27 protein-coding genes are annotated in these 26,546 nt (G+C 71.6%); 17 read left to right on the forward strand and 10 right to left on the reverse strand.

Annotation, left to right across the window (positions count from 1 at the left end; genetic code table 11):
- Positions 1 to 40: 40 nt before the first annotated feature.
- From ACGF0J_RS27920 to ACGF0J_RS27940, 5 genes are all read left to right on the forward strand, one after another.
- Positions 41 to 694 (forward strand): TetR/AcrR family transcriptional regulator, encoded by a 654-nt coding sequence (locus ACGF0J_RS27920; protein ID WP_393150287.1) that lies wholly within the window; start codon positions 41 to 43, stop codon positions 692 to 694.
- The gene (locus ACGF0J_RS27925) at positions 682 to 981 is read left to right on the forward strand and encodes a DUF6204 family protein (RefSeq protein WP_393150289.1); all 300 of its coding nucleotides are present in this window, start codon (positions 682 to 684) and stop codon (positions 979 to 981) included. Before ACGF0J_RS27920 ends, ACGF0J_RS27925 begins: the two co-directional genes overlap by 13 nt.
- Before the next feature lie 101 nt (positions 982 to 1,082).
- Positions 1,083 to 1,298: a hypothetical protein gene (locus tag ACGF0J_RS27930; RefSeq protein WP_393150291.1), complete on the forward strand. Its 216-nt coding sequence runs from the start codon at positions 1,083 to 1,085 to the stop codon at positions 1,296 to 1,298.
- Positions 1,299 to 1,332: 34 nt separating this feature from the next.
- A complete protein-coding gene (locus ACGF0J_RS27935) occupies positions 1,333 to 1,734 on the forward strand; it encodes a hypothetical protein (RefSeq protein ID WP_393150293.1) in 402 nt (133 codons plus the stop codon).
- Positions 1,735 to 2,004: 270 nt separating this feature from the next.
- A complete protein-coding gene (locus ACGF0J_RS27940) occupies positions 2,005 to 2,715 on the forward strand; it encodes a hypothetical protein (RefSeq protein ID WP_393150295.1) in 711 nt (236 codons plus the stop codon).
- Positions 2,716 to 2,749: 34 nt separating this feature from the next.
- Here ACGF0J_RS27940 and ACGF0J_RS27945 read toward each other — a convergent pair whose 3' ends face one another.
- Positions 2,750 to 3,091 carry a hypothetical protein gene (locus ACGF0J_RS27945; protein ID WP_393150297.1) on the reverse strand — a complete coding sequence of 114 codons (342 nt, stop codon included), beginning with the start codon at positions 3,089 to 3,091 and terminating at the stop codon, positions 2,750 to 2,752.
- Between the two features lie 225 nt (positions 3,092 to 3,316).
- On the opposite strand from ACGF0J_RS27945, the gene ACGF0J_RS27950 reads away from it, so the two are divergent.
- A complete protein-coding gene (locus ACGF0J_RS27950) occupies positions 3,317 to 4,330 on the forward strand; it encodes a hypothetical protein (RefSeq protein WP_393150299.1) in 1,014 nt (337 codons plus the stop codon).
- A gap of 209 nt (positions 4,331 to 4,539) precedes the next feature.
- Here ACGF0J_RS27950 and ACGF0J_RS27955 read toward each other — a convergent pair whose 3' ends face one another.
- On the reverse strand, positions 4,540 to 4,890 hold the full coding sequence (locus ACGF0J_RS27955; protein WP_393150301.1) for a winged helix-turn-helix transcriptional regulator: 351 nt from the start codon (positions 4,888 to 4,890) through the stop codon (positions 4,540 to 4,542).
- 44 nt (positions 4,891 to 4,934) lie between these two features.
- On the opposite strand from ACGF0J_RS27955, the gene ACGF0J_RS27960 reads away from it, so the two are divergent.
- Positions 4,935 to 5,822, forward strand: a complete 888-nt coding sequence (locus ACGF0J_RS27960; RefSeq protein ID WP_393150303.1) for an NAD(P)-dependent oxidoreductase — start codon at positions 4,935 to 4,937, stop codon at positions 5,820 to 5,822.
- Between the two features lie 81 nt (positions 5,823 to 5,903).
- Positions 5,904 to 8,273, forward strand: a complete 2,370-nt coding sequence (locus ACGF0J_RS27965) for an ATP-binding protein (protein WP_393150305.1) — start codon at positions 5,904 to 5,906, stop codon at positions 8,271 to 8,273.
- A gap of 44 nt (positions 8,274 to 8,317) precedes the next feature.
- Here ACGF0J_RS27965 and ACGF0J_RS27970 read toward each other — a convergent pair whose 3' ends face one another.
- Complete coding sequence (locus tag ACGF0J_RS27970) at positions 8,318 to 9,091, reverse strand: glucose 1-dehydrogenase (protein ID WP_393150307.1); 774 nt, start codon at positions 9,089 to 9,091, stop codon at positions 8,318 to 8,320.
- Positions 9,092 to 9,350: 259 nt separating this feature from the next.
- On the opposite strand from ACGF0J_RS27970, the gene ACGF0J_RS27975 reads away from it, so the two are divergent.
- From ACGF0J_RS27975 to ACGF0J_RS28000, 6 genes are all read left to right on the forward strand, one after another.
- Positions 9,351 to 10,715, forward strand: a complete 1,365-nt coding sequence (locus ACGF0J_RS27975; RefSeq protein WP_393150309.1) for an ATP-binding protein — start codon at positions 9,351 to 9,353, stop codon at positions 10,713 to 10,715.
- Positions 10,712 to 11,128, forward strand: a complete 417-nt coding sequence (locus ACGF0J_RS27980) for a roadblock/LC7 domain-containing protein (RefSeq protein WP_393150311.1) — start codon at positions 10,712 to 10,714, stop codon at positions 11,126 to 11,128. Before ACGF0J_RS27975 ends, ACGF0J_RS27980 begins: the two co-directional genes overlap by 4 nt.
- The gene (locus ACGF0J_RS27985) at positions 11,128 to 11,484 is read left to right on the forward strand and encodes a DUF742 domain-containing protein (RefSeq protein WP_393150313.1); all 357 of its coding nucleotides are present in this window, start codon (positions 11,128 to 11,130) and stop codon (positions 11,482 to 11,484) included. Before ACGF0J_RS27980 ends, ACGF0J_RS27985 begins: the two co-directional genes overlap by 1 nt.
- A complete protein-coding gene (locus ACGF0J_RS27990; protein ID WP_393150315.1) occupies positions 11,465 to 12,073 on the forward strand; it encodes an ATP/GTP-binding protein in 609 nt (202 codons plus the stop codon). The genes ACGF0J_RS27985 and ACGF0J_RS27990 overlap by 20 nt, the downstream gene beginning before the upstream one ends.
- Positions 12,070 to 13,344 (forward strand): cytochrome P450, encoded by a 1,275-nt coding sequence (locus ACGF0J_RS27995; RefSeq protein WP_393150317.1) that lies wholly within the window; start codon positions 12,070 to 12,072, stop codon positions 13,342 to 13,344. The genes ACGF0J_RS27990 and ACGF0J_RS27995 overlap by 4 nt, the downstream gene beginning before the upstream one ends.
- Positions 13,345 to 13,489: 145 nt before the next feature.
- On the forward strand, positions 13,490 to 13,873 hold the full coding sequence (locus ACGF0J_RS28000; RefSeq protein ID WP_393150318.1) for a hypothetical protein: 384 nt from the start codon (positions 13,490 to 13,492) through the stop codon (positions 13,871 to 13,873).
- A gap of 41 nt (positions 13,874 to 13,914) precedes the next feature.
- Here the strand turns inward: ACGF0J_RS28000 and ACGF0J_RS28005 are convergent, their stop codons facing one another.
- The 5 genes from ACGF0J_RS28005 to ACGF0J_RS28025 all read right to left on the reverse strand — a co-directional run bounded on the left by ACGF0J_RS28005 (position 13,915) and on the right by ACGF0J_RS28025 (position 23,132).
- Positions 13,915 to 15,093, reverse strand: a complete 1,179-nt coding sequence (locus ACGF0J_RS28005; protein ID WP_393150320.1) for a MalY/PatB family protein — start codon at positions 15,091 to 15,093, stop codon at positions 13,915 to 13,917.
- Positions 15,094 to 15,225: 132 nt separating this feature from the next.
- Positions 15,226 to 17,949: a formate dehydrogenase subunit alpha gene (gene fdhF / locus ACGF0J_RS28010; RefSeq protein ID WP_393150322.1), complete on the reverse strand. Its 2,724-nt coding sequence runs from the start codon at positions 17,947 to 17,949 to the stop codon at positions 15,226 to 15,228.
- A complete protein-coding gene (locus ACGF0J_RS28015) occupies positions 17,946 to 19,628 on the reverse strand; it encodes an NADH-ubiquinone oxidoreductase-F iron-sulfur binding region domain-containing protein (RefSeq protein ID WP_393150324.1) in 1,683 nt (560 codons plus the stop codon). Before ACGF0J_RS28015 ends, fdhF begins: the two co-directional genes overlap by 4 nt.
- Positions 19,629 to 19,696: 68 nt before the next feature.
- Entirely contained in the window at positions 19,697 to 22,234 is a 2,538-nt protein-coding gene (locus ACGF0J_RS28020) for a cation-translocating P-type ATPase (RefSeq protein WP_393150326.1), read from the reverse strand.
- Between the two features lies 1 nt (position 22,235).
- Positions 22,236 to 23,132 (reverse strand): universal stress protein, encoded by an 897-nt coding sequence (locus tag ACGF0J_RS28025; RefSeq protein WP_393150328.1) that lies wholly within the window; start codon positions 23,130 to 23,132, stop codon positions 22,236 to 22,238.
- Positions 23,133 to 23,363: 231 nt separating this feature from the next.
- On the opposite strand from ACGF0J_RS28025, the gene ACGF0J_RS28030 reads away from it, so the two are divergent.
- On the forward strand, positions 23,364 to 23,567 hold the full coding sequence (locus tag ACGF0J_RS28030; RefSeq protein ID WP_393150330.1) for a DUF1918 domain-containing protein: 204 nt from the start codon (positions 23,364 to 23,366) through the stop codon (positions 23,565 to 23,567).
- Between the two features lie 41 nt (positions 23,568 to 23,608).
- On the opposite strand, the gene ACGF0J_RS28035 is transcribed toward ACGF0J_RS28030, so the two are convergent.
- Positions 23,609 to 24,139, reverse strand: coding sequence for an STAS domain-containing protein (locus ACGF0J_RS28035; protein ID WP_393150332.1), 531 nt, complete (start codon positions 24,137 to 24,139; stop codon positions 23,609 to 23,611).
- Between the two features lie 157 nt (positions 24,140 to 24,296).
- On the reverse strand, positions 24,297 to 25,232 hold the full coding sequence (locus tag ACGF0J_RS28040; protein WP_393150334.1) for a TerC family protein: 936 nt from the start codon (positions 25,230 to 25,232) through the stop codon (positions 24,297 to 24,299).
- A 360-nt stretch (positions 25,233 to 25,592) separates the two neighbouring features.
- Here ACGF0J_RS28040 and ACGF0J_RS28045 point away from each other — a divergent pair, with 360 nt between their 5' ends.
- On the forward strand, positions 25,593 to 26,000 hold the full coding sequence (locus ACGF0J_RS28045) for a hypothetical protein (RefSeq protein WP_393150336.1): 408 nt from the start codon (positions 25,593 to 25,595) through the stop codon (positions 25,998 to 26,000).
- A 127-nt stretch (positions 26,001 to 26,127) separates the two neighbouring features.
- Positions 26,128 to 26,541 (forward strand): Hsp20/alpha crystallin family protein, encoded by a 414-nt coding sequence (locus tag ACGF0J_RS28050; protein WP_393150338.1) that lies wholly within the window; start codon positions 26,128 to 26,130, stop codon positions 26,539 to 26,541.
- The last annotated feature ends 5 nt before the right edge of the window (positions 26,542 to 26,546 follow it).

Below are 26,546 nucleotides of genomic sequence, written 5' to 3' on the forward strand. Positions count from 1 at the left end.
AAAAATGTAGTTGACTTAAATTTTGCAGTAGACTTCCCTCATGCGGGAAGGACTGCGGGAGCGCAAGAAGCGGCAAACTCGGCAGCGAATCTCCGAAGTGGCCATCGGCCTGTTCGTGGAGCGCGGCTTCGAGAGCGTGACGATCGCCGAGGTCGCGTCGGCCGCCGAGGTGTCGGTCAACACCGTCTACAACTACTTCGAGTCCAAGGAGGATCTTGTCCTGCCGCCGGAGGAGGCCTCCCCGCAGCGGCTGGCCGACATCGTGCGGCAGCGTCGGCCTGGCGAGTCCGCGGCGGGCGCGGTGCTGGCATGCCTTCGGGAGGAGGTGCGCGGCCGCGAGCGCCGCGTCGGGCTGAGCGCCGGATTCGGCAGGGTGCTGGAGATGATGCGAGCCGCGCCCACGCTGTCCGCCCGGCTGGAGGACCTCGGCCGCCAGATGACGGACGCGCTGACGGTTGCGCTCGCCGAGGAGACTCACGCATCCGAGCACGATCCGCTGCCACGCGCGGTCGCCTGGCACCTCGGCTGCCTGCACGCACTGGTCATGACCGAGATCGGCAGGCGAACGACGGCGGGCGAGCGCCCCGACGCGATCGCCGAGGCCGTCCTCGAACTGCTGGACACCGTGGAGAGCCTGCTCGGTGAACGAGTCCTGGGCTATGCCGTACGAGAGGAACGACCGTGTTCAGAGTGACGATCAGAGGCAAGTTCAAGGGGCTCGACGACGCCGGCCGGGCCGCCGTGACAACGGGGAGCGGCGCCGCCTACACCGAAGCGGGCACGTTCACTCACGACGCGAGCGTATCGACCTTCACCTTCCGCTGCCAGGTGCCCGCCGGGCCAGACGACGACGAGGACGATGCCGCCCTACAGGCGATGGCCGCGCTGGAGGCGTACGGGTATGCGCACGAGATCTTGCAGGTCGCGGTGACGGACATGCGTACGATCAGGATCCGCCGAAAAGGGGCGACGACCAGCTGAGCCTCGCCACTGCCGAAGCCGTCACGGCCCACGCCCCCCCACCACGCCACGCGGAAGACCCGCAGGTGGTAACTCCCGTGCGGACGGGTAGCACGGACGTCATGAGCACACCTGACGAAAGCGCGCCGAAGACCGACACCTCGCCCCTGCTCGAATCCCCGGCCGAGGAGACCCGGCGGACGGCCCGCGACGACAACACCGGACCCCGCCCGGCCGGGCGGGCCGCCATGGAGGCGGCGCTCGCCGAGTCCGGCCAGACAGCAAGCGATCTCACCGGCGGCCGCGACGCGGCGGACGAGGACCCGGACGCACGCTGACCGCACCCCCGCACGCCTACCGCGAAGGACCGTGATGAAGGAGTACCGAGCCGCCCGCGAGGTGGCGGCCCTGGCCGAGGTCGTCTACAACACCGCCGGCGATCTGGACCGGCTGCGCCGTTGGCTGCCGACCGACGTCACCACCGAGCGTCAGGACGACGGGCTGGTCCTGGCCCGCTGGCGGCTCGACTCCCGCGAAGGAGAGGCGCGCCTGGCGGTGTCCAGGGACGCCGAGCGGATGCGCGTCGAATGGCACGCCGAGGACGGCCCGGAAGCACGCGGATGGCTGGAGGTCGGGCAGGCGGGCGCCGGCGCGGCCCGCGTCGAGGTCGGCGTGACGGTACCCGACGACGCCCACGCGGACGTGGACGCCCTGGTGGACGACGCCTTGACCAACCTCCAACGCGAGGTGGGCGAGAACTTCACCGCGAGCTGAACGAACGGGCCTGCGCGGCGCAGCCCGCAGTATCGATTTGCGTACGGAATCGTGAGCGCGCTCAGACGCCGCCAGGGTCAACAGGGGCAACGCCGAGCGCGGCGGAATCGCCGGGGACGGAAGCAAGAGGGTCGCCACTTGGTCTGCATCCTTCCCTCACCACCTGCCGGTAGCGTCAGTAAGATCGCGTCTACGTCGATCTTGGAGTGTCTAGTGGGCCTTCAGTTACCGGGCCAGGTCCAGCTGGCCCTTGCGTTGACGGGCCTGTCCGTGCCTGACCTGGACTCCGAGCGGTTGCTGGCGTCCGGGCGACGGTTGATCTCCTTCGTCGACACCCTGCGGTGGGAGAACGAACGGGCGGACGGAGCGGTCGGACGCGTCGGAGCTGACAACGCCGGCGCCGGCGTGGCGGCCATGCGGGCCGGCGTGGCGGGCGACGAGGGTGCCCGGGCGCAGACCAGGGACATCGTCCGGGCCGCGCTGGCCACCGCCGGCGGCCACGTCTCGGCGAGCTTTCTCTGGGCGGCGCTGAAGGTGTCGCTCGTCGCGGCCGCCGTTGCCCTGATCATGAAGCTGAGGGCCGCGGGCTTCTTCGGGATGGCGGGAGCCGCCATCTCCAGGGCCGCCATCGAGGGCACGAGAGCGCTCATCGGCTTCCTCCTGCGCACGACGTTACGGCTGCTGAGCGGGATCTGCCGCTGGCTGTTCGAGCGGGCGGCGGCGCTTCTGGCGAGGCGGCGGGCGGCCCGCGCCGTCCCGTCGCCCGGCACGACCGCCACGCCCGCGAGGGGCACTCCGGCCCCATCCGCCGCGCCGGCGCAGCCGCAGTCACGTGCCGAAGAGATCGCCCGGCACTTCTCGCCCGACCCCGGGGCGGCGAGGCGGGCGCAGGTGGCGGCGGACGACGCCTCGGAGACCGCCAGACAGGTCGAGGCCTGGCAGCGGGCGAAGAGACCGACGTGGAACCCCGATGACTCGTGAGAGGCGACTCATGAGAAAGGGCTCATGAGGACGGTCAGACGTCCAGTGCGCCCGGCTCGACGGCGGTCATGTTGTCGAGCTCGGCTTCGCGATGGAACGCCGACCTGGCCATGACCTTGCCGGAGTCGGCCTGGTGCAGCTCGGCCAGGTCGGCACACCGGTCGAGCAGCAACCTCAGCACGGCTCCGTCGAGCCTGCCGATCGTGGCGCCCACCTCACCGCCGCCCCAGCGGTCGCCGAGGGCGGCGAGGTCCGCCTGCAGCCGGGCGGCCTCCCCCGTCACCGCGTGAGCCACGTCGGAGAGCTCGGCGCCCGAGAGCGCGTGGCTCGAATGGGTCACCATGCTGCCAAGGTCGTCGAAGTCTTGTGGCCTCATGAGTGACATCATCACCGCCTTGACCGTTGAAGTCGATCAGCGGGCTGTCGCGCAGGGGACAGAGCCTGATGCGGGTGCCCGCTACCGGCCGGGCGCGTACCGGGCCGCCCTCCCCACCTCGGATTCGCCGCCTCCGGTACGGCAATCAAGGGGTTCCGGCCAGGCAACGAGACCGCTATTGGTAGTTTTGGGCGCTTTGAAGGGCCATTCTGTGAGGTGTGTGAAGTGCGGCAGTGGGGACGTGTGGCCGGTGGCGTGCTGGCCGGATGCTTGGTGGCGGGCTGCTCGTTCCTGCCGGGGCTGAACCGGACGGCGGAACAGGGGCAGGCGACGCCCGCCGCCACCGCCACACCGAAGCCCTCGGCGTCGGCCCTCGCCCCGATGGCCCAATCGGTGCTCAAGGACTACATCAAGCGCAACAACGCGGCCAACGAGGCCCTGAGCGACGACCTGCTCGCCACCTACGAGGGCGGCTCCAGCCTCGCCATCGACAAGGCCGCCTACCTCTCCCAGCGCAAGCTGGGCGACGACGAGTACACACCGTTCAGCTACGTCAGGCCCACGTTCGTGGCGCCGGCCACGCGGCAGTGGTTCCTGGCGAGCGTGTACTGGAAGGGCAGGAGCAAGACCGCCGAGGATCCGACCTACCTGGTGTTCGCCCGCGACCGGGGCGCCTGGCGGCAGATGTACGCTCCCGACGTCTTCGAGAACCTCACCGCCGATGACGTGCCGAAGCTCCAGACCGATGCCGCCGGCGCGGCCACCGAAGTGGACCAGGCGGACGCGACAGGCCTGCTGATGTCGCCCGCGGACTTCGCCGGGGACTACGCCGACCATCTGATGGGCAAGGGCTCGACCGCCACCAGGAGCCGATTCGCGGCCGACGTCCTCACCACCAACGCCGCCACGAACCGGATCAAGATGAGGCGCTACGCCCGGCTCACCGAGGACGTCAACCCGGCGACCGAGTACCCCTCCTACGCGCTGCGCACCGCCGACGGCGGCGCGCTCGTCTTCACCACGCTCCAGCGGACCAAGCGCTACGACGTCATCCAGAGCTCGCAGCGCAACTACGTCTTCCAGAAGGACAACGGCATCCTGCCCGGCAAGTACTACACGTACATGACGGTCGGCGACTTGCTGCAGGTGGCCGCGTACATCCCACCGAAGACCGCCGAGCCCGCCCAGGTCAAGGTGATCGGCTCCTACACCGGCATCGTCGCCGGCCGCGGGCGCTGACCCGACGCCGCCCCGCTCCTGTCCCGCCCGCCCCCTCCCACGACGGGCCGGAGCAGGTCTCAGCGCTGTCCTGATCGTCCGCGGGGCATGCGCGGACGGCGCAAGCAAGGCCACCTTTTTGTGGGTACTTGCCGGCCTTGCCCGGATGGCTCGAAGCTTGGTCCAGGCGGCCGCAGGAGCCGTTCGGAGGGAGAAGTCGGGCGATGTGATCAGGAGGCCTGCTGGACCTGGGCCAGTTTCTCCAGGCGGCGGTAACCCCAGGCGGAGACGGGCTCAAGTGCTTCGCAGAGCTCACGGCCGAACGCCGTCAGGGAGTACACGGTCTTCAGCGGCCGCACCTCGTGTACCTCCCGCTGGACGAGTCCGTCGTCCTCCATCTCCCGCAGGGTCTGGGTCAGCACCTTCTCGGTGAGGCCCGGCACCTGTCGGCGCAGCTCCCCGGGCCGGTACGGCCTGTCCTCCAGGAGCCAGAGCACCAGCGTCTTCCACTTGCCGTCGATCACGGCGACCGCGGCGGTCACTCCGCAGACGTTCGGGTCCTGAGCACGGCTGCGCGTCATCCTCATTCCTTCCATCAGTCATCGAAGTCTTCAGGAGTTGCAGCATGGTGTCGAATTTCGGACAGTCCGCCGTCACCGTACTCGGTATGGGGCCGATGGGGCGGGCCCTGGCGGGCGCCTTTCTGGACGCCGGTCTGACGACCACCGTGTGGAACCGGACACCGGGCAGGGACCAGGAACTCGTCGCGCGGGGCGCGGTACGCGCCGAGACGCCGGAAGCGGCCGTGGCCGCGAGCCCGTTGACCGTGATCTGCGTCGTGAACTACGACGCGGCCGACGCCGTCGTACGGCGCGAGGCGGTCACCGCCGCGTTGAAGGGCCGCGCGGTGGTGAACCTGACCGCCGACACCCCCGACCGGGCCCGCGACGCCGCGGCTTGGACGGCCGCCCACGGCATCCAGTACCTGGACGGCGCGATCATGACACCGACCACCACCATCGGAACGCCGGCCGCCGTGTTCCTCTACAGCGGCCCGGAGCAGCTCTACCAGGAGCACCGGCCGGTGCTGGACGCCCTGGGCGGCACCCACACCCACCTGGGCGCCGAGATCGGCCGCGCGGCCGCGTACGACATCGCGCTGCTCGACATCTTCTGGACGGCGATGGCGGGCTACGCCCACGCGCTGGCCGTGGCCCGGGCGGAAGGCATCACCGCCCAGGAACTGGCGCCGTTCGCTCAGGGCATCGCCGCGATCCTGCCGCCGCTCTTCGGGGAGGGCATGGAGGACGTGGACAACGGCAGGTATCCCGGCGACGGCAACCCGATCACCTCGACGGTGTCGACCATGGCCCACATCGTCCACACCTCCGAGGGGCATGGCATCGACGCGAGCGTGATGCGCGCCGCCGAGGGCCTGGCCCGCCGCGCCATCGGCCTCGGGCACGACACCGACGGGTTCATGCGGGTCGTCGAGATCCTCAACCCGCGCTGACCGTTCCTTGGTGATACCTATGCCACACCTCGACTGCGGGCCGGTTACGGCCGGGCGGGTCCAGGGCAGATAGTCGGCCTCATGGGTCGATTGGTAGCCGAACAGCTCACTCCTCACCTCCCTGCCGAAACCAACACGATCATCGGTCGCAAGCGTGAGATCGGCGCGATCAAGAGCCTGCTGTCCACCACTCGGTTGGTGACCCTGACAGGCACGGCCGGTGTGGGCAAGACGCGCCTGGCGACCCATGTGGCGGCCCACGTGCAGCGGGCCTTCCCCGACGGGGTGTGGCTGGTCGAGCTGGCCTCTCTGCAGGACGAGCAGTTGCTCGCGGTGGCCGTCGCGGAGGCTCTGGGGCTGCAGGAGGAGATGCCGCAACCGTCGACCGAGAGCATGATCGACCATCTGCGGAACAAGCGGATGCTCCTGGTGCTGGACAACTGCGAGCATCTGGTGGAGGCCTGCGCTTCGCTGGCCGGCACCCTGCTCGGCGCGGCACCCGAGGTGCGGCTGCTGGCCACCAGTCGCGAGGCGCTGGGAGTGCCGGGCGAGACGCCGTTCATCGTGACGCCGCTGTCCTTCCCCGACCCCGACGACCAGGTCACCCGGAGCGACGTCCTGCGTTACGACGCCCTGGCGCTGCTGGCGGAGCGGGCCAAGAACATCGCGCCGGAGGTCGACATCGCCGCGCAGCATGTGGCGGCGGCGCGGCTGTGCCGCCTGCTCGACGGCATTCCGCTGGCGATCGAGCTTGCCGCGGTGTGGCTGCGGGTCCTGTCGCTGGATCAGATCATCAACAGGCTGGGCCACCGCCTGCGCTTCCTGACCCGGGGCTACCGCACCGCCCTGCCGCGCCACCAGACGCTGAGCGCGGCGGTCGCGTGGAGCTTCGAACTGTGCTCCACGCAGGAACAGATCATGTGGGCCCGGCTGTCGGTGTTCGCCGGCGGCTTCGACCTGGCAGCGGCGGAGGAGGTCTGCTCGGCCGCGCCGCTCGCCCGCGAGGACGTCCTGCCGCTGCTGGCCGGGCTGACCGAGAAGTCGATCGTGATCAGGGAGACCGGCGGCGCCCGGCCCCGCTACCGGATCCTGGAGACCCTGCGACAGTACGGTCAGGACCGGCTGAACAAGAGCGAGGCGACGCCGGCGACGCGACGCCGGCACGCCGAGTACTACCAGGGCCTGGCCGAGCGTCACAGGGCCGACTGGTACGGCTCGAACCAGGTGGAGTGCTTCACCACGGTCGTCCCCGAGATGCCGAACCTGCGGGCCGCGCTGGACCACTGCCTCCGTGAAGACCTCCACCCCGAGAGGGCGGTACGGATCTTCACGTCGCTGGATGGCTACTGGAGTCTCTTCGGCGGTCCGTCCGAAGCCCGCCACTGGGTCGACCGGCTGCTCCAATGCCGGCAGCTCACCGGGCGGGAACGCTTCAGCGTGCTGACCGTGGGCACGTTCTTCGCTCTCATGCAGGGCCGGATCGACACCGCGCAGTCGCTGCTCAAGGAGTGCCGGCTGCTCGCCGACGGCAGCGAGCGCCAGGGGCCGAAGGCGATCACGAGGTTCCTGTCAGGCCGGCTGACGCTGATGAAGGGTGACTACCGGGGCGCGATGGACCTGCTCGAACCGGCCCTGGACTGGTACGAGCACGGCACGGGCGAGGTCGCTGAGGACGGGATTCTGCGCGATCCGTTTCTTCCGACGTTCTACCTGGCCCTGGCCGCCGTCTTCGCCGGAGATCCGCGCGCCGGGTCCTGGCTGGCGCGCAGCCGCGAGATCGCCGAGGCGGCGGGCTCGCGGGGCGAGATCGCGCTGGCGATGTGGGCCGCCGGCATCGGGCACTGGTCCGCCGGCGACCTGGTGCAGGCGGCCTCGATGTTCCGGTCCAGCCTGCGCCTCGAACGGTCGGTCGGCTACCGCTACAGCCCGGCCTGGTTCGTCGAAACGCTCGCCTGGGTCCTCGCCGCGCAGGGGCGCGACGTGCCCGCCGCGCGCCTGATCGGCGCCGCCGACATGATGCGACGCCTGCTGGAAGTGTCGCTGGGCGGCTTTCGCCCCTACGACGACGCCCACCGTGCCGCGGAGTCGTCGCTGATCGCCCGTCTCGGCGACAAGGACTACCGCAGGGCTGTCGACGAGGGCGCGAGCTTCGACTTCAACGAGGCCATCGGCTACGCCTTGCAGGAGCCGGCCGAGCCGCAGGCGGACTCCGCGCCCCCCGCCCCACCGGCGCCCGCGCTGTCGCAGCCGGTGCTGACCCCACGGGAGGTTCAGGTGGCCGGTCTGGTCGCGGAAGGCATGCGCAACAGGGACATCGCGGCCCGGCTGGTCATCTCCCAGCGCACGGCCGAAGGCCATGTGAAGCACATCCTGGACAAGCTCGGCTTCACCTCACGCGCACAGATCGCCGCCTGGTACGTCAACCGGTTCACCCCGCCTCCGGAGGGGTGACACCGGGACGCGCCGGTCAACCGGCGACGGTGTCGCAGGCGGGGTCATCGGGCCGTCATGGCGCCGTCCACGGCCATCGGCAGGCCGGTGACGAAGGAGGCGGCGTCGGAGCTGAGCCAGGCGATCGCCTCGCCGATCTCGGGAGGGTTGGCGTACCGCCCGACCGGGTGGTAGGCCGCCGTCTGCTCCAGCGTCATGATCCCCTGCTGGATGAGGTCGTCCACCATCTGGGTGCGGACGGCGCCGGGGCATACGGCGTTCACGCGGATCCCGGAGGTCGCGTACTCCAGGGCGGCCGCCTTGGTCAGCCCCACCACCCCGTGTTTCGCGGCGACGTAGGCCGAGACGAAGGGTGCTTCGATGCCGACGAGCCCGGCCACCGAGGCCACGTTGACGATCGAGCCGGAGCCCTGCTCCACCATGCGGGCGAGTTCGTGCTTCATGCACCACCAGACGCCCTTGAGGTTGACCGTGATCGAGGCGTCCCAGGCTTCCTCGCCCACCTCGTGCAGCCGGCCGTCGCCCGCCGTGTCCACGCCGGCGTTGTTGACCGCGCAGTCCAGGCGGCCGTACCGCTCGACCGTGAAGTCGACCATGTCCTTGACCGCGTCGGCCTGCCGTACGTCCACCCACACGAAGGCCGCTTCGCCGCCCGCGGCCTGCACCTCGGCGGCCGTGCGCCTGCCGCCTTCCTCGTCGATGTCGGCGACCACCACCTTGGCCCCGTGACGGGCGAACACCATCGCCGTCGCGGCTCCGATGCCCGAGCCGGCGCCCGTGATCAACGTCGCTTTGCCGTCGAGAAGTGAACCTGCCATGAAGAGCCGACTCCCGTTCTGCCTGAGGCGATAGGAAGGGCACCGTACTTGAGGGTTGATCAACATGTCGACTTTCGGGAGGATCTGATGGGTTGCGGTGGGATGCGACCTTATGACGCAGAGTAAAGTCCTGTAAGATCTTTTGTCGCTCGCCCCGCGATCAAGGAGATCGGCCGGAACAGGTCGTCGCCGCGCGTTCGACTCCGGTCGCGTCGCGTTCACGATGGCCGGGCTCCACTCGCCGACGAGGAGCTCATCGATGTCAGTACAGGTACACACCAGCCACCGTGCGGCACGCCCGCCGCTGGGTGAAGCGCTGGTGGTCTTGGCGGCCGCGGTCGCCGTCACGGGGGCCGCGTCGTTGACGGCCGTGCTCACCGCTCCCCTCCCGGCTCGGCCTGTCCTGGCGTGGGCCCTCGGCGTCGCGGCCGTCCTGGTGTGCGGCGCGGTCACGTTCGCGGCCTACGGCAGCCGGCAGATCCGGCAGTTGCGCAGCCGGCTCGCCGCGGGCGACGCGGAGCTGATCCGGCTGGCCACGGAGACGATGCCCGGGACCGTGACGCGCATCCGGGAAGGCGCGTCGGCGGAGACCGTCCTCGCGGGCACTCCCCGCCCGGCGAGCACCGCCCAGCAGCACCTGCTGTACGTCTTCGTCAAGGAGATCAGCAGGGAACAGCGGGCACGCGCCGCCACCACGGCCGCGTGCGCCAGCGCCGCCGGGCGGGTGCAGGCGCTGGCCACCAGCATGCTGGCCGACCTGCGCGAGATGGAGGACCGCCACGATCGGATCACCCTGGGCGACCTGCTCAAGCTGGACCACACGACCGCGCAGGCCGGCCGGCTCGCCGACAGCATCGCCCTGCTGACCGGGGCCAGATCAGGGCGGCGCTGGACCAAGCCGATCGTGATGGAGAGCATCCTGCGCGGGGCGATCGGCAGGATCAGCGCCTACCAGCGGGTCCGGGTGCACTCGGTCAGCACCGCCGCGATCGCGGGGCACGCCGCGGAGGGGGTCATGCACGCCCTCGCGGAGCTGATGGACAACGCCACCAGCTTCTCCCCGCCCACCGAAGAGGTCCACGTGTACGTGGAAGAGGTCAGCACGGGAATCGTGATCACGATCGAGGACTGCGGCCTGGTGATGAGCCCGGCCGCGCTGGCCCGGGCGGAGCGCGCGGTGTCCGCCGAGCCGCTGGACTTCACGACGCTGTCCGGGTCCCGGCTCGGGCTGGCGGTCGTCGGATGCCTGGCCCGCAAGCACGGTCTGACGGTTTCCTTCCGCCCGTCCTCGCGTGGCGGCACCGGCGTGGTGGTCATGATCCCGCAGCAGCTCATCAGCCACACCCCTCCGGCACCGCGGGTCGCACCCTCCCCTCCGCCGGCCCGGCGCGATCAGCAGGCCACACCGCAGGCGGACCCCGGAACGGACGGCGAACTGCACGGCCTGCCGCGACGCCGCCGAGGGCAGACGTTCGCGGCCACCACACCCGCATCCACACCGCCGCCACCGGCTGGCGGCCAGGAACGCAGGTCCACGCGGCCGGCTTCCGACGCCGCGGCGAAGTTCGCGGCCTTCCATCAGGCGAGCAGGGCACGACAGATTGGTGAGGACGGACCTCGATGAAAAGCTCGGATCAGGAACTCGCGTGGCTGCTGGAGAACCTCCTGGGGAGGACTCCGCAGACCAGGTACGCGCTGGTGCTGTCACGCGACGGCCTGCGCCTCTCCCACACCGCCGGGCTCTCCGTCGACCGCGCCGACCAGCTCGCCGCGATCGCCTCCGGCATCCAGAGCCTGTCGTACGGCGCGTCCGTCGAGTTCGGCGACGGTACGGGGGGCCTGCGCCAGTCCATGACGGAGTTCCACGGCGGGCTGCTGTTCATCGTGGAGGCCGGAGCGGGGGCGCACCTGGCCGTGGTGGCCGGCGAGGACGCCGATCCCGGTGTCATCGGCCACAACATGAACGAACTGGTGGAGCAGATCGGCGAATACCTGACCGCCCCACCCCGCGAACCGCAGCAGAGCAGCCGGCTCTGATGTCGCCGCGCCTGGAGGACGAGAATCCGGACCGCCTGTACATGGTGACCGGCGGGCGCAGCAGCGTGACGGACGACGCCTTCGACCTGGTCACGCTGATCGTGAGCGAGTGCGACCCGACTCCCGGCATGCAGTCCGAGCATGCCCGCATTCTCCGGCTCTGCAGGAGCCCGACGGCGGTCGTGGAGATCGCGGCGGAGTTACGGCTGCCGGTCAGCGTCGTGTGCATCCTGCTGTGCGACCTGCTGGACACGGGACGCATCACCGCCCGGAACCCGCGTCCGGCGCCCGCCGAGACGCGTCTGCCCGATCCCGACATGCTGAAGCAGGTACTCGTTGGACTCCAGAACCTCTGAGCCGCTCGCGCGCACGCCGTTGCCGAGCTCCGCCACCACCGGGCTCAAGATCGTGATCGTCGGCGGGTTCGGCGTCGGAAAGACGACCATGGTCAAGTCGGTCAGCGAGATCCGCCCGCTGAGCACCGAGGAGACCATGTCGCGGGCGGGGATCGGGGTCGACGACGCCCGCGGGGTGGAGGCGAAGTCCACCACCACGGTGGCGTTCGACTTCGGCCGGATCAGCCTGAACGAGCAGTTGGTGCTCTACCTGTTCGGCGCCCCGGGCCAGGAGCGGTTCTGGTTCCTGTGGGATCGGCTGTTCACCGGGACGCTCGGCGCCGTCGTGCTGGTGGACACGCGCCGCCTGGCCGACTCGTGGTACGCCATCGACCGGCTCGAACACCACGGCACGCCGTTCGTCGTGGCCCACAACCAGTTCGGCGAGCCCACGCACTCGCTCGACCAGATCCGCGACGCGCTCGACCTCTCCGGCGACGTGCCGCTGATCGCGTGTGACGCGCGCCGGCGGGAGTCCAGCAAAGCCGTGCTCATCACGCTCGTCAACCATCTCCATGCTCTGTCCACCGTCCGGCAGGTGACCTCATGACCGACGCCACGCATTCCCCCGAACCCGTCCACTGGTTCGCCGCCCCTCCGGCGGGGCCTGACCGCAGCGCGTTCGACGGCGCCTTCCGCATGTACGGCAGGGAGTACCATCGCGATCCCGCCCGGGCCTTCGAGGAGATGCGCAAGCAGGGTCCCGTGGTCCCGATCCTGCTGGAGGGCGACGTGCCCGGCTGGCTGGTGCTCGGCTACCGCGAGCTGCGCTACGTGCTCAGCAATCCCCAGCTGTTCGTCCGCGACTCGCGTCACTGGAACCAGTGGCCGAACATCCCGCCCGACTGGCCTCTCAACGCGTACGTCGCCTACCAGCCGTCCATGCTGTTCGAGGTGGGCGCGGCGCACGAGCGCCGGGCCGGCGCGGTCAGCGACGCGCTCGCCGCGGCCGACCAGTTCGAGCTGCGCGCACGCTGCGAGCGGGTCGCCGAAGGGCTGATCAACACCTTCATCGGCTCCGGCCGGGCGGACCTGATGGCGCAGTACGCCAACCCCATCCCGCTCCTCGTCCTCGCGTCGATGCTCGGCCTGCCGGACCCGGACACCCGCGCGCTGGTCGGGGAGGTGGCCACGACGCTGAACGGCGGGCCGGCCGCGATGGAGGCGTACCAGCGGGTGCAGGCCGTCATGAGCCGGCTGCTGGAGACGAAACGGATGTACCCGGGGCCCGACATGCCCTCCCGGCTGCTCGCCCACCCCGCCGGCCTCACCGACGAGGAGCTCACCCAGGATCTGCTCCTGACCCTGACCGCGGCCCACGACCCGACGGCCACGTGGATCGGTAACACGATCCAGCTCATGCTGACGGACGACCGGTTCGCCATGACGCTGTCGGGCGGCCGGCGCAGCATCGGTCAGGCGCTGAACGAGGTGCTGTGGAAGGAGGCTCCCGGGCAGATCGCGATCGGGCGGTGGCCGGTCATGGACACCCAGCTCAGCGGCCGCCGTATCCGGGCCGGCGACCTCCTCGTCTGCGGCCTGGCCGCCGCGAACCTCGATCCCCAGGTCCGCCCCGACCTCTACGGCGAGTCGGTGAGCAATCACGCGCACATGTCGTTCGGCTACGGCGCGCACGGCTGCCCGCATCCCGCGCCGGAGCTCGCGGAGGTCATCGCGCACATCGCGGTGGAGACGCTGCTGGACCGGCTGCCCGATGTGGTGCTGGCGGTGCCCCCCGAGTCGCTGGAATGGCGGTCGTCGATCCAGATGCGCAGCCTGGAGTCGCTGCCGGTCGAGTTCACCCCGGGCTATCCGGTGTGAACTCCGGATCCAGCCGGATCCCCGCGTGCGCGGGCGTGGCCCTGGTGAGCCCGCGTACGCTTGACGCCTGCACCCGAGCGGACGGCGAGGTCGCATGGAAGGGTCTCCGCGCAAGCGCCTGACAGTCATTGCCGAGATCGCCACAGTGCTCGGTCTCCTTGTGGCGATCTGTGGCCTGGTGGTGGCGTTCCTGGCCTTCCAGAACGACAAGGCGGGCAATCGGCCGGCCGGCCCGCCCGGCAACGTGGCCACCGCGACACCGTCGCCCGAGGCGCAGGAGCGCGATGATCCCGGTCCGCTCGACCACATCGGTCCCGTCGGCGTGATCGGGGGGACCGTCGCCTTCCTCGTCGTCTCCTGGATCATCTGGGGCGTCTGGGTCCCCGACTCCGATTCGGTCGGCATCATGGCCAACGTCGCTGCCTGGATCGGATATCTGTGGGTGGTGTGGCCCACCGTCGGCTGGTGGGCCATACCGATCTCCATCGGGTCGTGGGCCGCCACGGCGTGGATCGTCGTCTCGTCCTAGGGCTCCCGGCATGCTGACGTCGCCCTCACCGCTGACCCAGGTCAGCGGCTGAGCGGGTCCCCGTCGGACGCCCGTTCGACGGCATCGCGCATGCGGCGCAGAATCTCGGCGAGGATCGGCTCGGAGGTGGCGAAGTTGAGCCTTGTGAAGCCGTCGGCACCCGGACCGAAGCCGGGGCCGCCGCTGAGCATGACGCCCGCCTGTTCCAGGAAGAACGCAGCCGGGTCGGTGCCGAGGCCCAGGCCGCGGCAGTCGAGCCAGGCCAGGTAGGTCGCATCGGGCAGGTGGTGACGCACCCCGGTGGGCAGTGACGCGGCGACCCGTTCGCGGTTTCGGGCAAGGGTGGCGCGCACCTCGGCGAGGTAGTCGTCGCCGTCCTTCCAGGCGGCCAGCGTGGCCAGCACGCCCAGGGAGTTCACCTCGCCGAACAGCAGCGGCGGCTGGGCGGCCAACGCCCGGCGGACGCGGGCGTCGCCGACGTGCGCGACGGAGCAGCGCAACCCGGCGAGGTTGAACGCCTTGCTGGCCGAGGTCAGCGTCACCGTGCGGGCGGCGGCCTCCGGCCCCAGCGCGGCGAACGGGATGTGGCGGTGCGGGTCGTGCACGAGGTCGGAGTGGATCTCGTCGGAGATGACGAGCAGGTCGTGCCGGTCGGCGATCTCCGCGATCCTGGCGAGTTCGTCGCGGCTGAACGCCCGCCCGGTGGGATTGTGCGGGTTGACCAGGATGATGGCCCGGCATCCGTGCCGCGCGACGTCCTCGGCCAGCCGATCGGCGTCGAAGCGCCAGCCGTGGTCGTCGTCGACCATGGGAATGGGGACGAGCCGGCGATCCATGTCCGTCAACGTCTTGATGAACGGCGGGTAGGCGGGCGTGTGCATGGCCACGGCGTCGCCAGGTCGGGTCGTGAGGTGCAGCAGGACCTGCAGGGCCTGGATGAGCTCCGTGAAGTGGTGGACGTGTGACGGGTCCGGAGACCAGTCGTGGAGCCGCTTCATCCGTTCGGCGAAGGCCTCGTTGAGCGGGTTCGCCCATGGCTGGTCGTCCCAGGCGGGGTAGCCCAGATCGACCTCGACGGCGCGCGTCAGCGCTTCGCGTACCGGGGGCGGCACCGGGAAGTCCATGTCGGCGATCCAGGCAGGCAGCACGCCGGGCCCGGCTTCCGCCCACTTCACTCCCGGACGCCGGCGCAGGACTTCGAGGTCGAGATCGTCGAACATGGGGGGCTCCATTCGCTCGTCCACGGTCCCGTTTGGGCCGATATTAGACCATTGGGACTGCATGCTGTCCACGCGCGGGTGGCCTCGGCGACGTGGCGGCGACCATCCGCCTGGTGACCCGCCCGGCCTCGGTCACGCCGGAGACAGCCGCACCGCGGTGACCTTGTACTCCGGGCAGGAGGTGACGGTGTCGCCGCGACCGGAGATCAGCGTGTTGACCCCGCTGGAGGGGAAGTGGAACGCGCAGAACGCCTGCCCCGGCGCGACGTCCGGAGTGGTGTGAACCACGAGCCGGGCCCGGCCGTGGCGGCTCTCCACCGTGACGCGGTCGCCGTCGCGCAGGCCGTGCCGGGTGACGTCGTCAGGGTGCAGGTCGAGCCGGTCGGTGGCGTCGAGTCGTAGGTTGCCGCCGCGCCGGGTCATACTGCCCGAGTTGTAGTGCGCCCAGCGCCGCCCGGTGACCAGGATGAGCGGGTAGCGGTCGTCGGGTTCCTCTCCCGGGGGCAGGTACGGGCAGGCCGCCAGGTGGGCCAGACCGTCGGGCGTGGCGAACCGATCACGGTAGAGCCGGGCCTCCCCTGGCCTGTCGGGGTGGGGCGCGGGCCAGCAGACGGCGCCCTCCCGGTCCAGCCGTTCGTGGGAGAGACCGGCGTAGTGCGGGACGAGGCGGGCGCACTCGTCAAGCGCCGCGGCGGGGGTCGGGCAGCCGAGGGTGGCGCCGAGGGCCGAGGCGAGCGCGTGGACGATCGCGAAGTCGCTCCGCGCCCGGCCCGGAGGGCTGAGGGCTCGCCGTACCCGCTGGAAGCGGCGGTCGAAGTTGACGAACGTGCCTTCCTTCTCCAGCCACGAGGCCGCCGGCAGGACGACGTCGGCCCGGCGGGCGGTCTCGGACAGGAACAGTTCGTTGCAGACGACGAGCGGGCACCTCTCCAGCACCTCCGCGACGCGGTTGGCGTCGGGGTCGGTCGCGCACACGTCCTCACCGATGATCCACAGTGCCCCGAGGTCGCCGGCTCGGGCGGCGGCGAACATCTGCGGGATGCGCAGCCCCGGCCGGGCGGGGACCTCGCCGCCCCAGAGCCGGGCGGCCCGCTCCCGGGCAGCGGGGTCGGCGACCTTCTGGTAGCCGGGCAGCAGGTCGGGGAGGGCGCCCATGTCCGAGGCGCCCTGGACGTTGTTCTGGCCGCGTAGCGGGTTGACGCCGAAGCCGCGGCCGGTGCCGACCGCGCCGCGCAGGATCGCCAGGTTGGCGAGGGCGCGCACCCCGTCGGTGCCGTGCAGGTGCTCGGTCACGCCGAGCCCGTAGACGATCGCGGGCCGTTCGGCCTGCCCGTACAGCCGGGCGGCGGCCACCAGGTCCGCGGCCGGAACGCCGGTGATGGCCGCCACCGCCTCCGGCGGGTAGGCGGTGAGCGCCTCGGCGAGCTCCGGCAGGCCGGTGGCGCGGTGGCGCAGGAACTCCTCGTCGGCCATGCCTTCGTCGAGCAGCACGTGCGCCAGGCCGTGGAAGAGGGCCACGTTGGTGCCGGGCCTGGGGCGCAGGTGCACGTCGGCGTGGTGGGCCAGGCCCACGGCGCGCGGGTCCGCGACCACGAGCCGCGTTCCGCGCAGGACCCGCTGGAGCAGGCGGGCTCCGACCACGGGGTGCGCCTCCATCGGGTTGGCCCCCACCACCAGCAGGCAGTCCGCCTGCTCGACGTCGTCCAACGAGTCGGTGCCCCCGGACAGGCCGAACGCGGCGGTGAGCCCGGCGGCGGACGGCGCGTGGCACAGCCGGGAGCAGTTGTCGACGTTGTTGGTGCCGATCACGGTCCGCATGAACTTCTGGATCAGGTAGTTCTCCTCGTTGGTGGCGCGGGCCGAGGAGATCGCGGCCACCGCGTCGGGGCCACCGAGGGCGACGGCCGCGCGGAGTCCGACGGCGACGTGGTCGAGCGCTTCGTCCCAGGTCACGGGCTCCAACCGGCCGTCGCGGCGCAGCAGCGGCGCGGTGAGCCGTTCGGGTGAGGTGCGGAAGCCGTGGGCGAAGCGTCCCTTGACGCAGGCATGTCCCCGGTTGACCGGCCCGTCATGCGCGGGCAGGACCGCCACGACCTCGTCCTCCCGGGTGAGCACGTCGAGCGCGCAGCCGACTCCGCAGTACCCGCACGTGGTCCGGGTACGGGTCGGCGTGGCCGGGCGGGCGCCGTACGGCAGTCCGGGCTCGGACAGCGCCCCGGTGGGGCAGGTGTCGACGCACCCGCCGCACGCCACGCAGTCGGACTCGGCCCACACTCCGCCGGTGCCCGGCGCGACGACGGTGTCCGCGCCCCTTCCCGCCAGGGTGAGGGCGAAGGTCCCCTGCACGTCGGCGCACATGCGCACGCACCGGCCGCAGGCGATGCACAGGTCGCGGTCCAGGCGGACGTACGGGTGGCTGTCGTCGCGGCCCCGGCCGCCGAGCCCGTGGGCGGCCTCAGCGGTGATGCCCAGCTCGTGGCAGGTCCGGGCCAGCTCGCTGCCGTCCGCGCCCCCGTCGAGCGCGCGAGGCGGGAGGGCGGAGACGATGACCTCGACCGCGTCGCGGCGCAGTCGCCGCAGTTCGCCGGTGTCGGCCTCGACCCGCGCGCCGTCGCCGGCCGGAGTGACGCACGCGGCGGTGACCTGCCCGTCCGTCCTGACCAGGCAGGTACGGCAGGAGCCCGCCGAGGGGAACCGGTCGTCATGGCAGAGCGCGGGAATCTCGACGCCCGCGGCCCGTACGGCGGCGAGCAGCGCGGCGCCGTCCGCCACCTGGACGGTGACGCCGTCGATCTGGAGCCGGACCTCACCCGCTCCAGCAGCCCCCGCGCTGTCCTGAGCCGGCGCGCGGGTCACAGGTCCCACCCCGCGAGGCGACCTCCACACGCGCGCACCAGGCTGCGGACCGCGGCCGGCACCCGCCGCCCGAACGCGCACAGGCTCGCCTCGCCCATCAGCCGCAGCAGCCGGCCGTACTCCTCGGCCCGTGGCGCGCTCGTGCCTGCTTGGACGAGCTCCAGCCCGCGGCGGGAGCCGACCCGGCACGGGGAACAGGCTCCGCAGCTCTCCTCCGCGGCGAACCGCCACACGTGTCGCAGGATCGCCTCGGGCTCCACGCGCTGGTCGAAGGCGACGAGCCCGGCGTGGCCCAGGGCCGCTCCGTGCTCGGCCAGCGTGGACTCCGCCAACGGGACGTCGAGATCATCGGCTCCCAGGAACCCGCCGAGCGGCCCGCCCACCTGGAGCACCTGGAGCCGCGAATCGCGCCGCAGCCCGCCGCCCAGCTCGGAGACGATCCGCGACACCGGGGTACCCAGCTCGACCTCGTGACATCCGGGCCGGTCGAACCGCTCCGAAAGGCAGACGATCTTCGTCCCCGTCTCGCCGCGGAAGCCCCGGCGGGCATAGGCGTGCCCGCCGTGGCGGACGATCCACGGCACCGCCGCCAGCGTCTCGACGTTGTTCACCACGGTGGGCGCGTCCCACAGCCCTCGCCTGGTCGGGTATGGCGGGCGAGGCCGCGCGCATCCCCGCCCGCCTTCCAGCGAGGCGATGAGCGCCGTCTCCTCTCCCGCGACGTACGAGCCGGCGCCCCTGACGACCTGGATGTCCAGGTCCACCTCACTGCCGTGCACCTTCCGGCCCAGCTGTCCGTCGGCGTACGCCTGCCGGAGCGCCACCAGCATCGACGCGAGCGCCCGCGGGTACTCCGAACGCACCAGCACCACGGCCCTGCGCGCCCCGCAGGCGAAGCAGGCCAGCGCCAGCCCTTCGAGGACGCGTCCCGGATCCCGCTCCATGAGCAGCCGATCGGCGTAGGAGCCGGGATCGCCCTCGTCACCGTTGGCGATCACCACGGTGTCCGGAGCTCGGCCCGCCGCGGCCCACTTGGCGGCCACCGGGAACCCGGCGCCTCCGCGTCCCCGCAGCCCCGAGAGGGCGACCTCGGCGCTGACCTGATCCGGTGTGCCCGCCGCCACGGTGCGGGGCCACACCTGCCAAGGGGCTTCCGCACCGATGATCCCGGCCAGCACCACCGGATCGCCGGTGGCGTCGCTCGCCGTGATCGGCGGGTCGCGGGGATCGGCGCGGCCGATCAGCTGGTCGGCGAGGTCGGGGCCCACGCACGGCGTGTCGCCGTCGAGACAGGCCGGACCGGCGTAGCAGTAGCCGAGGCAGCGCACCGCCCGCAGGGACACGGCCCCGTCCGGGCTGCTCGCGCCCGCCGCGACGCCGAGCGCCTCCTCCACCTCCGGCAGGTGCCGGCCCAGGCCGGCGGCGAAGCACGCGGCCGCCGTGCACACCCGCACCTGGCGGCGGCCCCGCCCGGTGGCCAGGTCCGCGAAGAAGGTGGCCGGTCCGAGCCCGGCGGCGGCCGGCAGGCCCCACCGTACGGCGACGCCTGGCGCCCACGCCTCGGGACCACTGGTCGAGCCCTCAGCCGCCGCGGCGAGAGACTCGATGAGATCGATCCCGGGACGTCCCCGACGGTCGGCCAGCGCGCGGAACGCGTCGAAACGGTTGGCTGGATCCACGGTCGCATACCTTCCCGCTGCCGGCGTTGCGCCGCGGATCCCCGGCGCAACGAAGTGGAAGTATTCGGTCAAATGCCCTTGTCCGGGTGGGGTGCGGACAAGCGGGCGCGCAGCGCCTTGTGCACGGCGTCCGCCCCGACGACCGCCGGGACCGCCAGGGCGGCCAGCGCCCACCCCACGGGTGGGGGGAAGGACCCGCCCAGGAGAGCGGCGATCGGCGGGAAGCCGAGGAACACCATGAGCATCACCGTTTCGGTCGCCACCGCCCACAGCAGGAGCCGATTGCCGGCGAACGGAAGCCGTCCGGCCCAGCGGGTCTCGCTGCGGCAGGCGAAGGCGTTGGCGAGCTGCCCGAGCACCACAGCGGTGAATGCCGTCCCCGAGGCGGCGCCCAGCAGCGCCGGGGACGGCGTGGCGCCCAGCGCCCAGCCACCCAGCAGCAGCACGACGGCGAAGGCGGCCATCTCCGCTGCGGCCTCGGCGGGGCCGAGCACGACGAAGACGCGGCGGAGCAGCCGCCGGTCGAGCAGCGCCCCGGTGCGTGCCGGGCCCCGCATGGTGCGGGGGTTGGCGGGTTCGGCGCCGAGGGCGAGGGCGGGCAGCAGGTCGGTGCCGATGTCGAGGGCGAGCACCTGGAGCACGCTCAGGGCCAGCGGGACGGTGCCGCCGCTGAGCGCCCAGACCAGGAACGGGGTGAGTTCGGCCACGTTGTCGGTCAGGTGGTAGGTGAGGAAGCGGCGGATGTTGGCGTAGGTGGCCCGGCCCAGCTCGACGGCGGTGACGATGGTGGCGAAATGGTCGTCGAGCAGCACCAGGTCGGCCGCCTCCCGCGCGACGTCGGTGCCGGAGGCGCCCATCGCGATGCCGATGTCGGCCTCGCGCAGCGCCGGGCCGTCGTTGACGCCGTCCCCGGTCATCGCGACCACGTGACCGCGCGAGCGCAGCGCGCGGGCGATCCGGAGCTTGTCCTCGGGGGTCACCCGGGCGATCACGGCCCCGTCGCGGTCGAGCAGCTCGCCGAGGGACGCGTCGTCGCCGGGGAGTTCGCGGCCGGTGAGCACGAGCGGGTCGGGGCCCAGCAGGCCCACCTGCGCGGCGATCGCGCGGGCGGTGCCGGGATGGTCGCCGGTGATCATGGCGAGCTTGATCCCCGCCCGCCGGCAGGTGGCGATCGCCTCGGCGACGTCCGCACGGGGTGGATCCTCCAGGCCGACCAGCCCGAGCAGGGTGAGGCCGCGTTCGGTCTCCTCCGCCGCGCCCTCGCCGGGATCGTCACGGCGGGCGACGGCCAGCACGCGCAGGCCGCGCTCGCTCATGTCCGCCAGGGCACGGCTCGCGCCCGCAGCCGGCGCACACAGCGGCAGGACCGCGTCCGGAGCTCCCTTGAGGTGCAGCCGGCCGCCGGCCACCGCCGAGGAACGGCGGCGGACGGGGTCGAACGGGTGGCGCCGGGTGACCGCCGCGTCCTCGCCGGCCCCGGCACGCAGGGCCAGCGCGTGCAGCGCGACCTCCATCGGATCGCCGACGCCCCGGTGTCCGCCGTCCGCGTGGACCAGCCTCCCGGTCGAGCACAGGACCGCCGATCGCATGATCTCCGCGGCGCAGGCGGGAGAGCCGAGGTCGAGGGGGCCTGCCGGGGTCCAGATCTCCACGACCGTCATCTCGTTACGGGTGAGGGTGCCCGTCTTGTCGGTGCAGATGAACGTGGCCGAACCCAGGGTCTCCACCGCTTCGAGGTGACGCACCAGCGCCTTGCGGCCCGCCATCAGCCGGGCGGCCCGGGCCAGCGACAGGGTGACCGTGGGCAGCAGCCCCTCCGGCACCAGAGCGACGGTGACACCCAGCGCGAGCAGGAAGCCGTCGGCGGGCGCCATGCCCAGCACCTGGGTGACGGCGAAGAACACCGTGCCCACGCCGAGCGCCATACCCGCGATGACCTTGATGACCTTGCTCAACCGGCGGGCGAGCGGGCTGGGCGGGCGCGTCGCGGTGCGCGTGAGCGTGGCGATGGCGGCCAGCCTGGTCCGGTCACCGGTGGCCGTCACGACGGCCTCCGCCTGCCCCTCGACGACGAAGGTGCCGGCGAAGACCGTGTCCCGCGCGCGGTGCCGGACCGGGACGCTTTCCCCGGTCAGCGTGGACTCGTTGACGGCCAGCGCGTGGACCTCGGCCAGTTCCAGGTCCGCGCTGATGCGGTCGCCGGCTTCCAGCAGGACCACGTCTCCCCTGACCAGGTCAGCGGCCCTCACCACCGTGCGGCGGCCGTCACGGCGAACCGTGACGTCGGCGGGGATCAGCTCGCGCAGCCGCCTGCTCGCCTGGTCCGCCCGGTACTCCTGCACGAAGGCGAAAGCACCGTTGAACAGCACCACCACGACGATCGCGACGGACAGTTGCGACATCCCGGCCAGCAGTGCCAGCCCCGCCGCGGCCCACAGCAGCAGCGCGAAGAAGTGCACCATCTCCCGGAGCAGCAACAGCAGCACCGGGCTCCGCTCACCCGCGGGCAGCCGGTTCGGGCCGTCCGCGGCCAGCCGGCGTGCCGCCTCCGCCGAGGTGAGGCCGGCCCCGCCCGGCAGAACCTCGGAGGGACGGCCGCCCGCCACGTCAGGGCTTCCGCTGCCCGGCGACCTCCTGCGACCCGTTCGGCCGGGCGGGTACGGTGGCGACGGGGCAGGAGGCGTGCTCGGCCATCGCCCGGACGACCGAGCCGAGGCGGCCGTGGTGCCGGGTGCGGTCCGCGCCCACGACGAGAAGATTCGCCGTGTCCGACGCGGTGCGCAGCACCTCCTTGGCCGTCGCCACGACGGCGCGGGACTCGACGCGCACGTCCGGGTAGGCGCCCAGCCATGGCGCCAGACGTTCCTCCATCTGCTCGCGGCCGGCACGGGTGACGGCCGCGTAGTCGGGCACCGGCCCCGTGGCCAGTCCCCACGCCATGACAGGCGGGTGGACGGCGTGCACGGCGACCAGCTGCAGTTGCCGCAGGGCGGCCTCGGCGAAGGCGAACTCCACCGCTTCGTCCGGCGTGGCCGGACTCAGGCCGAGCACCACCGGGCCGGGTTCGAGCGGCGCGGGGATCGGGCCGGGCCCCCGCACGATGATCACCGGAGCCTGCGCGTGGGCGGCCACGTAGCCGGTCACGGAGCCGACCACGGACCTGGCCAGCGCCCCCAGACCCCGGCAGCCCACCACGACCAGGTCCGCACCGGCCGACAGCTCGACGAGACGCTCGGCGGCCGGACCTTCGTACAGGTCGGCGGTCACGTCGGCGACCGTGCTGGAGGCGCGCGCGCAGTCGGCGCCGTGCTCGAGCACGTGCTCGGCGGCCTTGCGCAGGTGCCGCCTGGCCTCCTCGGAGGCCTCGCCGTAGGGCCAGCGCCACGCGTGCGTGACGGTCAGCGGCAGCTTCCGCAGCTCGCACTCGTCGAGCGCCCAGTCCAGCGCCTGCATGGAGAAATCAGAACCGTCGTATCCGACGACGACCCCTCGCGAACCAGCCATGCTCCTCACCTCGCGCCCATCATCCGAAGCCGCGCCTTCCACCGCCAGGGCAGAAAGTCACCTGACCAGGAAAGGAACGAACCTGGCACGCCCTCAGCCAGGGTCCAGAGGTCCCCTCGGACGAGGGACCAAGTCCCCTTGTGAGGCGAGGCCGATGGACGAAGACTGAACTGAGTCGGGCCCCGACGAGGGCCCGGCCCGCAGGCGAGCCTGACAACAGCAGGAGGAGCCATGAAGGCAGCAGTCGGTGACCGATTGGTCGTGCACAGCACTCACGAGGGCGACGCACGCCGGGTGGGCGTCATCGTCGCTCTGCGGCACGACGACGGCACACCGCCCTACGTGGTCCGGTGGCTCGACGACGAGCACGAGACCCTGGTCTTCCCGGGCCCCGACGCCCACGTCGAGCACCCTGAGCCGAGAACACCGCGGTGACAGCCCGCAACACGACGGCTGCCGGTGGAGTCCGGCGTAGGCTACGATCGCCGGTCGCGCCTCTGGCCGTCGCCGGGCAGTCCCGGTGACTGCCAGCAGAACAGGCGACGCGCGATCGGCGCCGGCGAACCCGTCCGTGGCCGCGGGACGCGGGCCGGCGCCGGGCCCTGGCAGGGCGGTCGGCCCCGCCTCGACATGATGGGTGCGAACACCGGCATGAGGCCGCTGATCGCGAAGAGCCGCCGCATCCGATCGGGCACCCCGGTGAGCAGGAGCTCCGTTCCCGAGACGCGGGCGAGCTCGCCACAGCGGCGCAGCGCTCTCAGGCCGGACATGTCGCAGAAGCTGATGCCGGACACGTCGAGTGTGACGCGCGGCCCCGCGCCCGCCAGGACGGTGTTCATCAGCGCGGAGAACGGCTCCGCGGTCGCCAGGTCCAGCTCACCTCTGATGCCCACCGTGGTGACGCCGTCGGACACCTGTGTGACCGCTCGCAGCGGTCGGCATGCCTGTGACAAAGATTCGATCCTGCCCGCCAGGTCAGCGCCTCGCCTTCGTCGGTCCATGTCCATGAAAGCCCCCGTGCTGAAATCTCGCTTACCAGAATGCTGACGATTCGTACAGACGACCCCCTAGGGCCGAAGGTCCCGAGGATGGCCTCCAAGGGGCCCAGGACCACGAGGTCGGCCACAGAACGTCGCGCGGCGCCGGTGACCAGGGTGGCGGCGTTCACGACGGTTCGTTGACGCCGGTGGCGCGGGTGGCCAGCAGGCTCCACACGATGGAGGTGGCGAGGGTGGCCACGATGACGCCGAGCGTGATCGGGATGGGCAGCTTGCCCATCGGGGTCTCGGAGAGGATGAGCTTGACGCCGGCGAAGGCCAGCAGCACGGCCAGGCCGTAGTGCAGGTGCACGAACCGGCGTAGCAGCCCGGCCAGGCAGAAGTACAGGCTGCGCAGCCCCAGGATGGCGAAGGCGTTGGCGGTCCAGACGATGAAGGTGCTGGTGGTGATCGCCAGGATCGCCGCGACCGAGTCGATGGCGAAGATCAGGTCGGTCGCCTCCACCGCGATGAGCACCACCAGCAGCAGGGTGGCCACCCGCTTGCCATCGACGCGGGCGAAGAACCGGGCGCCGTGGTAGCGGGGATCGGTGGGCACCACCCGGCGGACCAGGCGTACCACCGGGTTGCGGTCCGGTGGCGACTGCTGGTCGTGCCGGAAGGCCATCTTGTAGCCGGTGTAGATGAGGAACGCGCCGAACAGGTAGGCGGTCCAGAAGAAGGTCTCCAGCAGTTCGACGCCGAGGAAGATGAACACCAGCCGGAAGGCCAGCGCGCCGATGACACCCCAGAACAGCACCTTGTGCTGGAGCTCGGCGGGGACGGCGAAGGTCGTGAAGATCAGCGCGAAGACGAAGACGTTGTCGACCGACAGCGCCTTCTCGATCAGGTAGCCGGCGTAGTAGGTGCCGGCCACCTGCCCGCCCTGCCACCACCACAGGATCGCGCCGAAGGCCAGGCCGGCGGCGATCCACACGCCTGACCAGACGGCCGCCTCACGAAAGCCGATGACGTGGTTGTCGCGGTGCAGCAGCAGGTCGACGGCCAGCATCGCGGCGACGGCCAGCAGCACCGCGGCCCAGGCCCACCAATCAACAGACAACGGGTGACTCCCCTCGACCGGTCCGCCGCGCGTCGCGCGGCGGCACTCCTCGCGGTCGACGGTCTCCCCGGGCCCCCTGCGTGATGGGCGGCTGCTCCACCGGGGCCCGGATGGGCCGGGCCCGTACTGACGGCGGTGCGGTGACGAGTCGGGTACTCCCCCTCGAACTACGCTCTACTATTCACGATATTTATTTCGTGTGTCAAGGGTCGGGTATCGTCTCCGAGCCGCGCGACCTGCGGATACGGGACGCCCTCGAACATGGCCGCCCCTTCAGCATCGCCGGCGCGGCATCCACTCCAGCGCGTGCCGCAGGACCTGATGTGGGTACGGCTGAAGTGTCGAGCAGAGGGGGACGAGATGGCCGATCAAGTCTGGATGGAGGAGATGCGGCAGGTGCTTGACGAGGCCTTCCGCGATCGTGACCGGGTCGCGGTCCGTGACGTCTACTCCTGCGCCTCCGAGCGCATCCGCCTGACCGCCGACATGCTGGCGCACCTCAACGAGCTGCCGGAGGGCGACTACACCCGGCAGGAGATGACGGGAGAGATCAACAGGGTCATCCGTGACCGCGGGGAGCAGGACACGCTCGGCCTCCTGGAGAGTCCGGCGCGGATCGAGGCGGTGGAGGACACCGCCGAGGCCGAGCGAGCCGTATGGGACGACACGCCGCTGGAGGCGCTGAACCCGACACCGGGCCCTCCACAGGAGGGGTCTCCGGACTTCCGTGAAGCGGCCCCCCCGGCGCCCGAGCGCGGGGACAAGTGATCGCCGGCCGTCGCGGCCATGGGTCCAAAGGCCCTGGGCCCGGAGGACCTCCGCCCCTGCGCCATGGAACGGCCACGCGCTGGGATGGGAGGGAGGAAACAACCGGAAGGAATCCGCGGAGGTGCACATGAGCACGCCAGCGCGCCGGGAGCACCGGGGTCTGTTCCCTGAACTGTTCGACTGGCTGGACTGGCCGCCGGTCATCCGCTCCCAGCAACAGCCGATCAGGTTCGAGGACTACGTCAAGGAAGGCCGCTACGTCGTACGGGCCGAGTTGCCGGGCATCGATCCGGAGAAGGACGTGGAGATCACCCTGCGGAACGGCGTCCTCACCCTGCACGCCGAGCGGCGCGAGGAGCTGAAGGAACAGCACCGGACGGAGTTCCGGTACGGGAGCTTCACCCGGTCCATCGCGCTGCCGGCGGGCGCGGACGAGCAGGACGTGAAAGCGGTGTACGACAAGGGGATCCTTGAGGTCAGCGTGAAGCTGCCGGAGGAGAAGCACGAGGCCAGGCGAATCCAGGTCGAGACCCAGCAATGATCAGC

The organism is Nonomuraea sp. NPDC047897 (assembly GCF_043204415.1).
In the GTDB taxonomy this organism is placed as follows: domain Bacteria; phylum Actinomycetota; class Actinomycetes; order Streptosporangiales; family Streptosporangiaceae; genus Nonomuraea.

Excerpts from the sequence above, each read along its gene's own strand:
- ACGF0J_RS27920 (WP_393150287.1), top strand. The coding sequence starts at position 41 with ATGCGGGAAGGACTGCGGGAGCGCAAGAAGCGGCAAACTCGGCAGCGA.
- ACGF0J_RS27930 (WP_393150291.1), top strand. The coding sequence starts at position 1,083 with ATGAGCACACCTGACGAAAGCGCGCCGAAGACCGACACCTCGCCCCTG.
- ACGF0J_RS27935 (WP_393150293.1), top strand. The coding sequence starts at position 1,333 with ATGAAGGAGTACCGAGCCGCCCGCGAGGTGGCGGCCCTGGCCGAGGTC.
- ACGF0J_RS27945 (WP_393150297.1), bottom strand. The coding sequence starts at position 3,091 with ATGAGGCCACAAGACTTCGACGACCTTGGCAGCATGGTGACCCATTCG.
- ACGF0J_RS27955 (WP_393150301.1), bottom strand. The coding sequence starts at position 4,890 with ATGACGCGCAGCCGTGCTCAGGACCCGAACGTCTGCGGAGTGACCGCC.
- ACGF0J_RS27960 (WP_393150303.1), top strand. The coding sequence starts at position 4,935 with ATGGTGTCGAATTTCGGACAGTCCGCCGTCACCGTACTCGGTATGGGG.
- ACGF0J_RS27965 (WP_393150305.1), top strand. The coding sequence starts at position 5,904 with ATGGGTCGATTGGTAGCCGAACAGCTCACTCCTCACCTCCCTGCCGAA.
- ACGF0J_RS27970 (WP_393150307.1), bottom strand. The coding sequence starts at position 9,091 with ATGGCAGGTTCACTTCTCGACGGCAAAGCGACGTTGATCACGGGCGCC.
- ACGF0J_RS27975 (WP_393150309.1), top strand. The coding sequence starts at position 9,351 with ATGTCAGTACAGGTACACACCAGCCACCGTGCGGCACGCCCGCCGCTG.
- ACGF0J_RS27980 (WP_393150311.1), top strand. The coding sequence starts at position 10,712 with ATGAAAAGCTCGGATCAGGAACTCGCGTGGCTGCTGGAGAACCTCCTG.
- ACGF0J_RS27985 (WP_393150313.1), top strand. The coding sequence starts at position 11,128 with ATGTCGCCGCGCCTGGAGGACGAGAATCCGGACCGCCTGTACATGGTG.
- ACGF0J_RS27995 (WP_393150317.1), top strand. The coding sequence starts at position 12,070 with ATGACCGACGCCACGCATTCCCCCGAACCCGTCCACTGGTTCGCCGCC.
- ACGF0J_RS28005 (WP_393150320.1), bottom strand. The coding sequence starts at position 15,093 with ATGTTCGACGATCTCGACCTCGAAGTCCTGCGCCGGCGTCCGGGAGTG.
- ACGF0J_RS28025 (WP_393150328.1), bottom strand. The coding sequence starts at position 23,132 with ATGGCTGGTTCGCGAGGGGTCGTCGTCGGATACGACGGTTCTGATTTC.
- ACGF0J_RS28030 (WP_393150330.1), top strand. The coding sequence starts at position 23,364 with ATGAAGGCAGCAGTCGGTGACCGATTGGTCGTGCACAGCACTCACGAG.
- ACGF0J_RS28035 (WP_393150332.1), bottom strand. The coding sequence starts at position 24,139 with ATGGACATGGACCGACGAAGGCGAGGCGCTGACCTGGCGGGCAGGATC.
- ACGF0J_RS28045 (WP_393150336.1), top strand. The coding sequence starts at position 25,593 with ATGGCCGATCAAGTCTGGATGGAGGAGATGCGGCAGGTGCTTGACGAG.
- ACGF0J_RS28050 (WP_393150338.1), top strand. The coding sequence starts at position 26,128 with ATGAGCACGCCAGCGCGCCGGGAGCACCGGGGTCTGTTCCCTGAACTG.